We start from the raw sequence: 14,160 nt of genomic DNA on the forward strand, positions 1-14,160 counted from the left end.
GAACACACTTTCTCTCACGTTCTCTAACGTCGCTCGAAGTAGTAGAGTCCGCCTCCCGCGGCGCCGAGGACGAGGTCGAGGTCTCCGTCGCCGTCGAGGTCCCCGAACTCCGGCGTCGCGAACAGCGGCAGCGCCTCGGGGGCGGGGAAGTGGCCGTCGGCCTCGACGAAGCTTGGAGATGTCCGGTCCCCGTCGTTCCGGAAGTAGCGGATCCCGTCGGACTCGGTACCCACGATGAGGTCGAGGTCTCCGTCCCCGTCGTGGTCGAGCAGCTTGGGGAAGCTCCGGCGGCCGATGTCGATCTCCTCGTACTCGTCGCTCACGAATTCGAAGCTCGGGCTCGAGGCGGAGCCCAGGTTCTCGTAGTAGTTCAGCGCTCCGGACGACTCCCCGATCATGAGGTCGAGGTCTCCGTCCCCGTCGAGGTCGCCGAGCGCCGGCGTCGCGTTGCTGCCGCGCGTGATCTCGACGAACGCCGAGTCCACGAGCGTGAATCGGGGTTCCGTGGCCGAGCCGTCGTTCCGCACGTAGCGGATCTCGTCGCGCCATGTGCCGAGCAGCATGTCGAGGTCTCCGTCCGCGTCGAGGTCGCCGAACGCCGGCGCGTTGTGGTATGCCCCCGGCAGGTCGAAGCGGCCCGTCCGCCGGAAGACCGGCTGCGTGGCCGTCCCCTCGTTCTCGAACAGGAAGACGTGCGAATTCGTCAGGTCGCTCGGGTCGATCTTGTTGCCGAGGAGGAGGTCGAGGTCCGCGTCGCCATCGAGGTCCACGAGCGACGCCACACTCTCGCTGCCCACGTCGATCTGCGAGATGAAGCGGCGGGACCTGAGTTCGAAGCTCCCGTCGGACTCCTGGGAGAAGTGCATGAGGTTGTCGGCGGTCGTCGTGTTCGCGTTGTACGCGCCGCCGAGCACGCCCATCAGCAGGTCGAGGTCGCCGTCTCCATCGTAGTCACCGAACGTCGGCGCGTTGTAGCCGCTCGTCCGGATCGGGTCGTCGAGGGGGAAGGGACGCGGCTCGACGCGGAGGTTCGGGGCCTCGCACGAGCCCGCGTTCTCGATCAGGAGGAGGCCGGCCTCGAAGAAGTCGCCCCAGAACATGTCGGTGTCGCCGTCCTGGTCGAAGTCGGCGAGCGCCATGGTGTTCGCGCCGTGGTGCGTGGGGCGCAGCCCGTCGCCATCGCTCCCCGGACCGTCCGGGCCATCGAACGGAGGCACGCCCCCCGCCGCCGCCGGGTCGGCGATGATCTCGATATCCTCGAAGCGGTCGGTGACGTGCCGGAAGGACGACGCGTTCTCCCCGATGGCGCCCGTGGCCTCGTAGCGGGTGACGGTCCCCACGAGCCGTCCAATGAGGAGGTCGAGCCGGCCGTCGCAGTCCATGTCCGCCGCGTTCGGGATGTTCTGGCGGTCGGAGAAGATCGCCTCCCCGCGCGTGTCCCTGAGCGTGTCCGCGATGAGTTCGAACACGGCGCCGCCTGTCGTGCCCGTGTTCCGGTACAGCCTCATGTAGCTGAACGGCGACTCGGCGAGGAGGTCGCGATCGCCGTCCCCGTCCACATCCACGAAGCGGAACCACTCGCCGACCTCGAGATCCGCGTAGGCCTCCGGCCGCCAGGTGTGCCGGTGGCCCTCGGGCGTGTCTTCCCGCTCGAAGAACAGCAAGCGGTCCGTCGTCTCCTGCACGAAGAGGTCGAGATCACCGTCGCCGTCGATGTCCACCCACTGCGGGCGCGGCACGTTGAAGCCTCCGAGAAACGGGATCTCGTACGGCTCCCCGACCTCGTCGAACACGGGGAAGGGCGTGACGGACCGGGTGAACCCGAGCTCCTCCGCAGGCGCCTCTGCGGGCGGCTCCGCGCCGGACGGCGGGGAGACGGCGCCCGAGGCACATCCTGCGACGAGGAGAGCCGCCGCAAGCGTCCACAGTGGCACCGCGTCGCTTCTGTCCAGGCCCTGGTCGCTCCTCATGCCGCGGCGGTCCTCATCGCGGCTGGGAGGCGAGACCGATGCCGGACGCGTAGGGGGGCGTCTCGATCACGTCGATGATCTCGCGCGTCGCCGTGTCGATGACGACGACCGTCCCGCCCGGCGCGTCGTATCCCATGCGGTCCGAGGACTCGTAACTGCCCGTCTCGTTGCGGTTGGCCACGTAGAGCCTCGAGCCGTCCGGGGAGAGGGCGCTTCCGTGCGGCTCGGCGAGACCCTCGCCGCGGACCACGGCGGACACGGACCAGTCGGAGGTATCCACCAGCGTCACCTCGTTCGCGCCCAGGTTGCCGAACCAGATCCAGCGTCCGTCCGCGGACCAGCTCGGGTGCCATGGCCGCGCCCCCACGTCGAGTTCGCCCACGAGCGCGGGCGCCGTCGGCTCGGAGACGTCGAACACGAGGAGCTTCGCCGTCATCTCCGCCGTCGCGACGAGCGTCCGCCCGTCCGGCGAGATCGCGTACTGCACGAGCACGTGGGGCATCTCGCCCGAGCCGGGGAGCCGCAGAAGTTCGGCCTCGCCGCTCTCGGCCCCCACGGTGACGACCGAGTTCTCCCCGAGGCTCCCGACGTACACCCAGTCACCGTCCGGGCTCGCGAGCAGCGCGTGCGGGCGCGGGATGAAGACGTCGTATTCCTCCACCTCCATCGACGTCCGGTCGATGCGGCCGATGCGCTGCGGCGGGTTCACCGCCGCCATCGACCGGCCCACGAAGAGCCACGGCTCGGAAGGGTGGAGCGCCAGCAGGCCCGGACGCTCGAACTCGACGGAGGCGACGAGCCGGTTTTCCCGGTCGAACTTGAGCACCTGGTTGGCCGCGATCAGCGACACGTACCAGAACGACCCGTCCGGCTCGACCGCGATGTGATGAGGCTTCGCGTTCGCGCCGTAGCCCATCGCCTCGAGGTCGATGACCTCGACGACCTCGTGCGTCTCCAGGTCGATCACCGTGACGGCCGCGGCTTCCTGGTTCGCCACGTAGAGGTAAGGGCCCTCCGCAGCCGACGCGGAGGTCGGCATCGCGACCGCCCCTCCCGCATAGATGGCCGCGAGCCCGGCGATCTCCAGGGCGAGGATGCCGGGCCGCGCGGCGCTCATGAGCCTCTTCATCATCATCCGTGACTCGACCCGTGATTCGCAGACAACCCCGAAGACTGCCGTCCATCGGGATCTACCCCCTCGGGCGTCAGGGGACCAGTACCGGCTTCTGGTACTTCACCATGAACAGGCCTTCGTTGCCGCTCGTCACGATGACCGTGCCGCTCGCGAAGTACGGATAGTTGCTCCACGAGCCTCCCATCGACGGGCCCTCCGCGTACGGCACCGTGTCGATGAACCCGACCTCCGTCGGATTCTCGGGGTCGCTCACGTTCAGGATCCGGAGCCCGCTGTTGTAGTTCGACTGATAGAGCAGGTCCCCGACCACGTACATGTTGTGGTCGCTCGCCGTCGACTCGCCGAAATGCTCCTTGACGAGCACCGGATCGTCGAGATCGCTGATGTCGAAGATCATCGTGCGCGTGCCTTCGAACGGCGTCGCGATCTCGTCGAGTTCGTCGCCGAGATAGAAGAAACGGTGATCCTCGGTAACCCAGCCCTGGTGGGCGTAGCCGACGCTGGGATAGGTGGCCGTCGACAGCGGGATCGGGTTCTCCTTGTCCGTGACGTCCGCGATCGAGATGTCCGTCTCGTTCGAGCCGAAGCAGATCTCCTTGTCGGCGTGCTCACGGTCCGGCCCGTCGTAGTTGAGGCAGAGGGCGTCGTGCGAATAGCCGGTGCCCCGCCGCCCCGTCCCCTCGTGGCCGAAGCAGCCGACGAAGGTGGGCTCGGTGGGTTCGTTGATGTCGATCATGTGGAGGCCGCCGCCGCACGTCTCGCCGCCGCCGCTCGAGCCCACGCTGTACGCGAAGCCCGTCTCCTCGTTGATCACGATGTTGTGCGCCGAGGCGATGCCGTCGTAGTGGGCGTCCGTCTCGAAGGTGACCGGCTCGCTTCCCACGTCGCGGAGGCGGGTGAGGTCGAAGACCTGCATTCCGTGCTCGCCCGCGCCGTCGGAGACGATGAAGGCGTGGTCCTGGAAGACCTTGATGTCGCGCCACACGCTGCCGCGGGCCCCTTCGGTCATGGGGAGGCGACCGACGTAGCGCGGGTCCTCGGCGTCGGTGATGTCGACGAACGACGCCTGGTCCGTGAGCCCGACGAGGGCGTATTCCCGGCCCGTCTGCGGGTCCGTCCAGCCCCACACGTCGTTGACCCGAGTGCCCCGGTTGGCCCCGAGCGTCTGCACGGGCATGAACGAGAGGATGTTGATCTCGCTGCAGTCGAAGTCCGCCGAGACCCCTTCCTCGCAGCCCACTTCGTGTCCGTTGACCGCGGCGTAGTTCGTCGCATCGCTCCACACCTCGGCGGCCTCCATCCACTCGCCGTCCTGCCGCTCGAAGATGTAGGCGGTGCCCATCCGGTAGTCCTTCCCGCCCGCGACGACGACCGCGACGTTGCCGTCGACGGCGATGTTCGCGCCGAACCCGTCGCCCTCGTCCCGGTTCGAGGCGTTGAGCATGCCCGCGAGCCCGAGGCCGCCATTCTCGTTGATGCTGTAGCGGAGAACCTGTCCCTCACGCGCCGCGCCGACGCCGGATCCGCCGATCCAGAGTTCACCGTCGACCGCCGCGAAGGAACTCGGGAAGCCGCCTCCACCGAACCGGCCCCCTCCGCCTCCGCCGACAACGGGCGGGAAGAACCGACCGGCGGGAGTCCAGGCGTCACCCTCCGGCGTGAACGCGTACGCGACGCCCACGCCGCCCGCGCCACCGGCACCGACCATGATCCGGAAACCGCTCTCCGTGTCCTCGCCGTATATGGCGCTCCCGAACCCCGCGCCCTCGCTTGCGTCCGGCGCCGTCAGGGGCTCACCCGACGTCGCCCACATCCCGCCATCGCCCCGCGCGAAGAGGTAGACGGCTCCCGCTCGGGTGGCGTTCCCGACGGTGGCCCCCGGGGCACCGATGCCCGCCACCTCGCCATCCGTGACGATCGCGGCGCCGAACTGGTCTCCGTCCGACGCCTCCGGAGAGGCCACGGACCCGACTTCGTTCCAGCCCGAATCGTCCCGCTCGAAGACATAGACGCGGCCCGCGGCACCAGGCCCCTGACGGCTTCTGAGTCCCCCGGCCGTGACGAGCGCGACATCGCCCGAGACCGCGCCGGCCGTGCCGTACGACAATCCCTCCGGAAGGTCTGCCGCACGCAGCGTCGCGACTTCCTCCCAGCCACCCTCGCTTCGCTCGAATACGTAGGCCGCCCCGGGTGAGCCGACGAGCATCCGATCACCATCGACCGAGAGCGAGGTTCCGAAACCGCCGCCCGCTTCAGCCGCGTACGGGGCCAGTTCCGCCGAGACTGCCCAGCCATCGGGGCCTTTCTCGTATACGTAGACGACGCCGGTCGAGGTCTGACCGCCGCTCTCGGCGATCAGAACCTGGCCGGACGAGACCGCGACACCCTGGGCGACGACGGGCTGCGCGAGGCAAGCGAAGGCCGGCGCGACAGCCGCGAGCACAGCGGCGAGTCGAGTAGGAACGCGCATGACAAACCTTCCATTCAATGAGACCGGCGAACGTGGGGCGAACCGCCACGACAAACAGAACCTTTATAAAACAACCTGAGCCCCTCCGGCGTTGCTTGCGGCGCCCTCGGCAGAAAGCGCGGCGGAGATGTATCCGGCGATGGTTTGTTCGAGCCAGCCTCCGGGACCCGTGCCCAATCTGCGGTCGAGGAAGCCGAGGTGTCCTCCGCGTTCCGTGAGATGAAGCGACAGATTCGGCTGGCGCCGGATCGTTTCCACCGGTATCGAAGCGGCGGGCGCGAAGGGGTCATCCCGCGAATGCAGGAAGAGCGTGGGGGTCGTGACGGACGCCACGAACTGTCCGGAGCTGCAGCGCTCGTAGTAGTCCGCGGCGTCGCGGAAGCCGTGTAGCGGCGCTGTCAGCAGGTCGTCGAACTCACGGAGCGTGCGGGCGTTCGCCGCCCCGGGGCCCACCGCGTCCGGGAACCTCGCCGCCTTCTCCCGTGCCTTGGACCGGAGGCTGCGCAGGAAGCGGCGGCCGTAGATGCGACTCGGGCCCCGGTCGAGCGCCGCAGCGCTCGCCGCGAGGTCGTATGGCACCGAGATGACGGCCGCGGCACGGAGGCCGCATTCGGACGGGTCCCGACCGAGCAGATTGAGCAGCGCGTTGCCGCCCAGGGAGAATCCGACGGCCGCACGGGGTACTCCCGGGTAACGCTCCGCCACCCAGGCCAGCGCGCGCTCGATGTCGTCGGTCTGCCCCGAGTGATAGGCCCGCGGCAGGCGATTCGGCTCGCCGCTGCAAGATCTGAAGTTGAGCGCCACCGCCTTGATGTCCGCGGCGGCCAGCGCCTCGCTCGTGGACACGATGTACCCCGAGCGGGCGCTCCCCTCGAGCCCGTGGAGGAGAAGACACACACCCGCCGGATCTTCCGGCCCTCTCCACAGGTCGAGATCGATGAAGTCGCCGTCGTCGGTGTCGAGCCGAACCCGGTCGTGCCGGGGCTTGAAGCGCCGGCGCACGATGCGCCCCACCACGGTCTGCAGGTGGGGATTCCGGAGCCCGGGCGCCGCCTCGAAGGCGTCCGACGGTGGCGTGCCCCGAGTCCAACGGACGGATTTCACGCCGCGACACGCAGAGGGAGTACGGCGAGCCCTCGGATCACCGTCGATGTCCGGTAGTACGGCTCGCGCGCCGTGAGTTCAATCGTGCCGAGCGTGCGTAGCGCCTCCGTGAAGATGGCGCTTGCCTCCATGCGCGCGAGCTCCGCGCCGATACACTGGTGCACGCCGTGTCCAAACGATGCGTGCCTGGGGCCCTTGCGCGTGATATCGAAGGTGTCGGGATTCTCGAACGCAGCTTCGTCCCGGTTGGCCGATCCCGTGAGCAGGATTGCTCCATCGCCGGTCCTGATCGTCCGCCCCCGCACGATCACGTCCGCCTTGGCGATCCGGAAGTCCGTCTGCACCGGGCTATCGAAGCGCAGCATCTCGTTGATCGCATCGCGCACCCGGTCAGGCTCTTCGCGCAGGCGTTGCATCTGCTCTCGGTTGCGCACGAGCGCCAGCATCCCGTTCCCGATGAGATGGGTCGTGGTCTCGTTGCCGGCAATCATCAGCACGCTCAGCATGTCGCAGGCTTCAACCATGCTGATCCCATCGCCCGCGGCAGCCAGCCTTGCCAGCGTGCTGATGGCATCGTCCTCGTTCGATTGCATCCGTTGATGCAGCAGCGTCATGAAGTAGCGTCGGATCTCGGAGCCGGTGTTGTGTGCGGTCTTGCGCTCCGGGCGTGTTGCAATCAGCTCGAGCAGCCGGGCGCGACTCCGCGACCATGCCTCCCACCGGCGGTGTTCGTTCTCGGAGAGCCCCATCATCGCCAGCATCACCCGCATGGCGAGCGGCTCCGCCACCTCGGCGATCCAGTCGATCCTTCGCCGGCGCGCTGCCCGCTCGATGAGCTCAGCCGCGGTGTGCGCGATGGTCTCTTGTAATGCCTTCAAGTGCGCCTTCGAGAAGGCCTTGGCAGCGCACCTGCGCAGCCGCGTGTGTTCGGGGGGGTCCACGAGCAGGATGCTGTAGTCATCCGGGGCCGGCGGGAGCACACTCCGGGTCGTTTCCCGCCACCGCGGATCGTTGGAGAAGCGCTCGTGGTCCTTCGCCGCGGCGAGTACGTCCTCGTAGCGAGTCAGCACCCAGCTTCCAAGAATCGCGCTTCGATGCACCGGGCTGTGCCGGCGCAGCCGTGCGTAGGTCTCATAGGGGCTCTGGATGACACTTCGCGACAAGGGGTTATAGGTTGCGCCGCTCCTTGCCCTCTCGCCGATGCTGACCGCGTGTGCGCCCAGGCTTCGCCATCGCCGTCGGTTCATCGGCCCGCCCGCCTCGCGAACGGCTCGTTGAGGCATGTGGGTCCCCTTACTTTTTTTCCGTGAGGTAGCCGATAGCCACGTTACGCTAACAGCCGACCCCTGTGGAGGGACCATATCCCGTGCCTCGACCGCAATTGCACCAGTACACCGTTGCGGAAGCAAGTTCCCGGCGCTGGCTCTACGTGCTGCACGGGATCTACGGGACGGGCCGCAACTGGGCTTCGTTCGCCCGCCGCCTCGCCGAGCCAGGGATGGGTGATCGACGCATCGCCGGTGCGCCGCTCGCCGGGCGGCGGCGCGGCCCGGCTGCTGCAGACGGTGCGCCGGCATCCGGGTCCGTTCGCGGCCCGGCTCGACGCCGTCGCCGCGGTCGAAGCCGAGGGGTTCGCCGCGTACGTGGCGCACTGGCTCGCGACGAACCTCGTCCTCGGGGACGGCGGATACAGCTGGCCCTCCGAGATCCACGTCGTGCGGGCGGATCAGTCGGACGTCCTGTTGGCCGGCGACATGAAGCGGCTGCGCGCGGCGCGCCTGAACGGCCGCGTACACATCCATCAGCTTCGCGGCGGCCACTGGCTCCATGTCGACAATCCCGGCGGCCTCGTCAAGCTGGTCCGCGACCATCTCGGATAGCGGGGACTGTCCCGACGATCCTGCTACCAGACTTCGTACCACGTTCCGGGAATGGCCGCCGCCGGCGCCGTGAGCCGCCCCGCGGCCGCGGCGACCGCGCAGGCGTCGAAGCGCAGGTCGACGGTGTGGCCGGCGAAGTCGGCCGCCACGCCCAACCCGCCCTCGAGCCCGCTCGCGAGCGTGCCGCGGACCGAGATGTCGCCGTTCAGCAGAAGCGCACCGCCGACGAGGATCAGGCCGTTCCACGCGAACCCGCCGTCGAGCGTCAGATCGCCTTCCACCACCAGAGCCCCGCGCCCGCTCGAAGCGGCGCCCAGCGCGGCGGACCCGGGGATCCGGATGGACGGCCACCCACCGCCGAGTCCCGGTCCCGGCCACGGATCGGGCGGCACGGTCGCGTCGGGCTCGGGACCCCAGGTGGCGAGCAACTCCGTCCAGCGGATCCCCGTCTCCGCCGCCACGGACACGCTGCCGGGGATCCACCGGTCCGGGGGAGATCCTGAAATCGTCAACAGCGAATCCGGCGCCGGCGGCGGCCCGCCCCAGTACGCGACGCCCGCGACGGGGGAGGGCTGCTCCGGACAGGCGCTCCCGAGGGGGTCGAGGCCGGAGATCGTCCCTTCCGGCGGCGGGCCGCTCACCCCACCGAGCAGGACGAGCGCCCCGGGCAGACGTGGAGGCCCCGCCACCCACATGAGCTGTCCCACCGACCGCTCGAACGTCGCGCCGCCCGAGACGATCTCCCCGCGTGACTCGACGCGGAACACCGTCTCCCCCGGTCGCAGGTCGATCAGCGGCTCGAACGCGACCGTGGCCGTCCCGCCGCCGAGGCCGACGGGCGGGACGGAGGGGTTCGGCCCCTCGGCCACGGCGAGCGCGGTCGCGAGCCCGCCCTCGGCCACGAAGAAGGCTTCCGTGGCGCGCGCGAAGGCGCGGGCCGACTGGCCCTCGAGCCAGGTGATGAGAAACCCGCTCGCCGCCAGGAGCGACACGAGGAGCAGCACGAACATCGTCCAGGGAAGGGCGAAGCCGCGGGCATGCCGAGCCGTGAGGATGCGTGCTCCGAACCGCGGGATCTTGCCATGCGCATACATGCCGAGTATGTGCCCAGCGGGATCAACGCGGCGTCAACGCGGCCTCGACCGGGGATCGATCAACGGTCCTTCAAAGCCGAGCCGGACCCCTCCGAACCGAAGAGCACATCCCGCACGAACGCGTTCCTGAACACGCCGTGGGGGTCGCAAGCCTCGCACGCCCGCCTGAACTCGCTCAGGCCCGGATACCTGGCCTCCACTTCCACTCCGTCCGGCGGAAACCACTTTCCCCAGTGCAGCCGGGCCCCGAACAGAGACGACATGGCATCGGCGAGGAACGCGGCGACGCGTTCGAATCGGGCGTACGGCCTGGTAAGCGTTATGAGGCTGATCGCGTACCAGTCCCGGGCCGGCAAACCATCGCACGAAGCCATCGAAATCAGCGTATCGTCCGGCCGTACGCGACGAACGCAGATGGGATAGTGGTGGACGTATGACCCGCGCAGCGCCTCGAGCCCGGCCGCCGCATCCAGCGAATCGATCCGAGAACGCGTCTCGGGTGAGAGTTCGTGGCCACGGTCGTCCGCCGCCTTCAATATCTCGCGGACGAAATCGAGCGCCGACGCGAGGTGCCCGCGCGGAACAAAGACCTCCATCTCGAGGTGGCGAAAGAGGTCATGACGCATGCGAAGCTGACGGTCGCTGCGGTCGGTGACGCGCCACCGGGGGAAGATGAACAGGGGAAGAATGCGCCGAAACACGAGGTGCACCAGGCGACGGCTGCGCAGCAGCGAGGCGGAGAACTTCAGTAACACATGGAGGCGCACGTCGATCGTGATCAGCCAGTACACACGGTAGAGAGCCGCGCCCCCCGACCGACGGTTCTCCTCGACGACGCTCCGCTGGTGCGCCAGATACCTCCACGCGTGCGGCATCAGATAGAATTGCTGCAGCGGCGCGTCCCGTTCCTTCTCCAGCACCGCGTCCAGACCGGGCCTCCACGCGCACCTCTCGCGCACGTAGTACTGCGGCACGCAGGCCAGCGTGACCTCGAGGACGACGCCCAGGGCCCCAACGGAGCAGCGCGCCGCCCGCAGCATGGGGCCGGAATCGACCGTGAGCACCCTCGCATTCCCGTTCGCCCCGTAGCACGCGATCCGCATGGACTGGACGTAGTGGGACATGGAGTGGCGCCCGGAGCCGTGCGTGGCGGTGGCGACCGCCCCGGCCACGGTCTGGCGATCGATCAGCCCGATCGACGGCAGCGTCAGTCCCCGGCGGGTGAGGTGTTTCAGAAGGGCGCCGATCCGGCACCCGGCGCCCACCGTCACGCGGGTGTGACTGCCGTGTACGCGTACGTGCCTGAAGTGCCGCAGGGCCACGAGTGCGTCCGGGGTCTCGATGCCCGGGTTCCACGAGTGCCCGGCCCCCACGACGCGCACCGTCCCGTCGTGGTGTTCGTTCAGGAGCCGCAGCACCTCGTCTTCGGTCCGCGGTCTGTACCGATGGCGAGGGGTGAAGCGGATGTTTCTCCCGAAGTTCGATACGGACCTCACGACGCTCTCGGTGCAACGCGGGGTTTCACCACGGACGGCTAACCGGGAGTCTCCGCAAGCCAGCTGTCGATCGCATCGCCGAGAGCGGGCAGGCTCAGGGCGCCGTTCTCCAGCACCCGGTCGTGGAATTCGGCGATCGAGAACGACTCGCCGAGTTGCGCCTCGGCCTTCGCCCGCAGCCGGGAGATCTCGAGTTGCCCCAGCTTGTAGGCGAGCGCCTGGGCCGGCGACGTGATGTAGCGGTCCACCTCGTTCTCGATGTTCACCTCGGCGAGCAGCGTGTTCTCGCGTACGAACTCGATCGCCTGTTCGCGCGTCCAGCCGAAGGCGTGGATCCCCGTGTCGACCACGAGCCGGCTCGCCCGCCACGCGTCGTAGGAGGCGAGACCGATCCGACTCAGGTCGTCCGTGTAGAGGCCCATCTCGTCGGCGAGCCGCTCCGCGTACAGCGCCCAGCCCTCGACGAAGGCGACGGAACCCAGGTGTTTCCGGAACTCCGGCAGGCCCTCGACCTCCTGGGCGATCGCCGTCTGCAAGTGATGGCCGGGAATGGCTTCATGGAAGCTCAGCACGTCCGCCTGATACCGCGGGCGGATCTCCGGCCGGTACGTGTTCACGTAATAGGTCCCCGGGCGCGATCCGTCGGGGGCCGGCTCCCGGTAGTAGGCGAGCACGCTCTGCGGCGCCTCGTACAGCGGAATCGGCCGGATCACCATCTCCGTCCGCGGCGGCGTGCCGAACCAGTCGGGCATCGCCACGGCGGCCCGCGTGTACGCCTCCTCGGCCAGCTGCACGATCTCCCCCGGCCAGCGGAAGAACATCTCCGGGTCCGAGCGCAGCCGCGCCTGGATCTCGGCCAGGTCGGAGGTGCCGAGGACGTTGAGACCAAGCGTCCGCAGTTCCTCGTGAATCCCCTCGAGTTCCGCCAGCCCCTTCTTGTGGATCTCGTCCGGCGTGAGATCGAGCGTCGTCAGGTCCCGGATCAGCGCTTCGTAGCAGGCCGGGCCGCCCGGAAGGCTGGAGAGCCCGATCTCCCCGCCCTCCCGCGAATGGGGATACAGTTCGTCCCGCAGGAAGTCGCGCAGCCGCGCGTACGCGGGGCGGATCCGTTCCGTCGCCGCCTCCCGGATCCCGTCCCGGAAGTCGTGTCGCGTCCCCTCCGGCCACGCGTCCAGCCGCGTCCCCGCCGGCGCGTAGATCGGCCACTCCTGCACCGGCCGTTCGAGGAGCGCGCCGAGCTGGACGATCGTCCGGTTCACGGACGCGCGCGCCGCGACCCGTCTCGTCTCCAGCCCCGTACGCAGGTTCGAGATGTAGTCGTCAATGTAGTCCGCGAACGCGTTCCAGCGCCGGATCATCCGCTCGCCGTCCACCGGCGTGTCGAGCGGCTGGGCGCTCACGACGTTGAGGAAGTCGAGCTGGAACCCCTCCCGGTGATCCACCACCCACACCTCGAGATCGCACGTCTGCTGGGCGATCTCCCTCCTGAGCTGGTGATCGAGCGCGAGGTGCGTCAGGCGCTCGTCCGGGGGCAGGGAGGAGAAGTCGATCGCGGCCAGCGCGTCCACGAGGGCGCGGACCTCGCGCCGCCGGTTGTTGCGCCCCGAGGGAGAGATGTCGCGCACGCGGTCGTCGAGGCGGTGCGCGCCGAGGTAGGTCGCCTGCAGCGGGTTCCAGGCGAGATACGCGTCCCAGAAACGGTCGGCGAGCGCCGAAAGGTCGCTCTGCGCGGGCGCTTCCGCCGTGTCGGCCGCCCCCTCCCCGCACGCCGTGACGCCGCCCGCCAGGAGGACCAGCATCGCGAGCAGGCCCGGCAGTCCGCCCGGAAGCCGACCGATGTCGCGGGTTGACGTCATGCTGGCGGCTCTCGATCCTTGGGTTCGATGGATCCCCGAGTCTCGCGCCCGAGTCTCGCGTCCGGGCCCGAACCTCGCTGCCCGAAAATGCGGTGGGTCGGGAGCGCCCGTAAAGGTGACAGAGAAGGGAGACCCCGTGTCCGATCCGTTCTACACCGCTCGCGCCCGCCTCGAGAAGGTCGAGGGGGTACACCGGAGGGCCCGCCTCGAGGAGGGGACCGAGATCGACTTCGGCGTCCACGGCCCGATCAAGGCCCACTACCGGATCGACGCCAAGGACCTGCCGCTTCCGGTCGACTACCAGGTGGCCGCGACCGGCGCCTGAATGCTGGGAACCCTCAACGGCGCACTGGAAGTGCGCGGCATCCGCCTGGCCCCCGAAGACATCAGCGCCGACGTGGAGGGAATCAACCGACTCCGCGACCGCATGCCGACGCTGGAGGAGATCATCGTCCACTACCGGCTCCGGGTGCCCGCCGAGGCCCGGGAAACGGTGGACCGCGCGCTCGCCAGCCACGGCGCGAAGTGCCCCACCGCCCGTTCGCTGGAGGGCGCGATCAAGGTCAGCTGGACCGCCGAGATCGAGGAGACGCCCGCACGCTCATGATACGGAGCGACGACATGGTCCGCGTGTTCGAGGCGTGGAGCGAGACCGAATTCCTCGCGGCGAGGCTCGCCCTCGAGGCTCACGACATCCCTTTCCGGGTCGAAGGCGAGTTCGCGCCGATATCCTGGGGCCCGACCGCGGCCGCGAAGATCCTCCGCGTACCATCGAGCCGACACGACGAAGCGAGACAGGTGCTCCGTGACTTGCTCCGAGGATCTTGACCGGCTCGCCTCATCGCACTAGTCTTCTGTCTAGTCAGGACACTTGGGCGGAGGGGGCGAGCGTGAACAACACTTGGCAGGTTCAAGAGGCGAAGGCACGCTTCAGCGCGCTCCTTGAGACCGCGTTGAGGCAGGGGCCGCAAGTTGTCACGAAACGGGGCGTCGAGACTGCCGTCCTGGTTCCCATTGACCACTGGCGCCGATTGGAGAAGATGGCCAAACCGAGCCTGAAGGAGTTGCTGCTCGCGCCCGAGGCTCGAACCGACTCGCTCGTCCCGCCACGCCGGGAAATTCGGCAGCGAGAAGCGCCGCGGTTCGACTAGGATC

13 protein-coding genes are annotated in these 14,160 nt (G+C 68.8%); 5 read left to right on the top strand and 8 right to left on the bottom strand.

The genetic code is table 11. From position 1 onward, the window contains the following. Positions 1-23: 23 nt before the first annotated feature. The 5 genes from ACOOHF_RS12210 to ACOOHF_RS12230 all read right to left on the bottom strand — a co-directional run bounded on the left by ACOOHF_RS12210 (position 24) and on the right by ACOOHF_RS12230 (position 8,256). Positions 24-1,970 (bottom strand): FG-GAP-like repeat-containing protein, encoded by a 1,947-nt coding sequence (locus tag ACOOHF_RS12210; protein ID WP_420461895.1) that lies wholly within the window; start codon positions 1,968-1,970, stop codon positions 24-26. 13 nt (positions 1,971-1,983) lie between these two features. Further along, positions 1,984-3,105 carry a YncE family protein gene (locus ACOOHF_RS12215; protein ID WP_420461896.1) on the bottom strand — a complete coding sequence of 374 codons (1,122 nt, stop codon included), beginning with the start codon at positions 3,103-3,105 and terminating at the stop codon, positions 1,984-1,986. 70 nt (positions 3,106-3,175) lie between these two features. Then, positions 3,176-5,575 (bottom strand): choice-of-anchor B family protein, encoded by a 2,400-nt coding sequence (locus ACOOHF_RS12220; RefSeq protein WP_420461897.1) that lies wholly within the window; start codon positions 5,573-5,575, stop codon positions 3,176-3,178. Between the two features lie 63 nt (positions 5,576-5,638). Then, positions 5,639-6,679 carry a hydrolase gene (locus tag ACOOHF_RS12225; protein WP_420461898.1) on the bottom strand — a complete coding sequence of 347 codons (1,041 nt, stop codon included), beginning with the start codon at positions 6,677-6,679 and terminating at the stop codon, positions 5,639-5,641. Next, positions 6,676-8,256, bottom strand: a complete 1,581-nt coding sequence (locus ACOOHF_RS12230) for a cytochrome P450 (protein WP_420461899.1) — start codon at positions 8,254-8,256, stop codon at positions 6,676-6,678. The genes ACOOHF_RS12225 and ACOOHF_RS12230 overlap by 4 nt, the downstream gene beginning before the upstream one ends. On the opposite strand from ACOOHF_RS12230, the gene ACOOHF_RS12235 reads away from it, so the two are divergent. Beyond that, the gene (locus ACOOHF_RS12235; RefSeq protein ID WP_420464406.1) at positions 8,182-8,559 is read left to right on the top strand and encodes a hypothetical protein; all 378 of its coding nucleotides are present in this window, start codon (positions 8,182-8,184) and stop codon (positions 8,557-8,559) included. The two genes, ACOOHF_RS12230 and ACOOHF_RS12235, sit on opposite strands and share 75 nt — an antisense overlap. Before the next feature lie 23 nt (positions 8,560-8,582). Here ACOOHF_RS12235 and ACOOHF_RS12240 read toward each other — a convergent pair whose 3' ends face one another. From ACOOHF_RS12240 to ACOOHF_RS12250, 3 genes are read right to left on the bottom strand one after another with little or no spacing between them, the layout of a single operon-like run. Beyond that, a complete protein-coding gene (locus ACOOHF_RS12240; RefSeq protein WP_420461900.1) occupies positions 8,583-9,653 on the bottom strand; it encodes a hypothetical protein in 1,071 nt (356 codons plus the stop codon). Positions 9,654-9,712: 59 nt separating this feature from the next. Further along, positions 9,713-11,149 (bottom strand): FAD-binding protein, encoded by a 1,437-nt coding sequence (locus tag ACOOHF_RS12245; protein ID WP_420461901.1) that lies wholly within the window; start codon positions 11,147-11,149, stop codon positions 9,713-9,715. 38 nt (positions 11,150-11,187) lie between these two features. Continuing rightward, on the bottom strand, positions 11,188-13,005 hold the full coding sequence (locus ACOOHF_RS12250; RefSeq protein WP_420461902.1) for a DUF885 domain-containing protein: 1,818 nt from the start codon (positions 13,003-13,005) through the stop codon (positions 11,188-11,190). A gap of 115 nt (positions 13,006-13,120) precedes the next feature. Between ACOOHF_RS12250 and ACOOHF_RS12255 the strand changes: the two genes are divergently transcribed. The 4 genes from ACOOHF_RS12255 (at position 13,121) to ACOOHF_RS12270 (ending at position 14,156) form a co-directional block, all read left to right on the top strand. Further along, complete coding sequence (locus tag ACOOHF_RS12255) at positions 13,121-13,330, top strand: hypothetical protein (RefSeq protein WP_420461903.1); 210 nt, start codon at positions 13,121-13,123, stop codon at positions 13,328-13,330. Then, positions 13,331-13,612, top strand: a complete 282-nt coding sequence (locus ACOOHF_RS12260; RefSeq protein WP_420461904.1) for an OsmC family protein — start codon at positions 13,331-13,333, stop codon at positions 13,610-13,612. Next, on the top strand, positions 13,609-13,833 hold the full coding sequence (locus tag ACOOHF_RS12265; protein WP_420461905.1) for a hypothetical protein: 225 nt from the start codon (positions 13,609-13,611) through the stop codon (positions 13,831-13,833). Before ACOOHF_RS12260 ends, ACOOHF_RS12265 begins: the two co-directional genes overlap by 4 nt. A 62-nt stretch (positions 13,834-13,895) precedes the next feature. After that, a complete protein-coding gene (locus ACOOHF_RS12270) occupies positions 13,896-14,156 on the top strand; it encodes a type II toxin-antitoxin system Phd/YefM family antitoxin (protein ID WP_419942093.1) in 261 nt (86 codons plus the stop codon). Positions 14,157-14,160: the final 4 nt, after the last annotated feature.

Source organism: Candidatus Palauibacter sp. (genome assembly GCF_965216145.1).
Taxonomy (GTDB): domain Bacteria; phylum Gemmatimonadota; class Gemmatimonadetes; order Palauibacterales; family Palauibacteraceae; genus Palauibacter.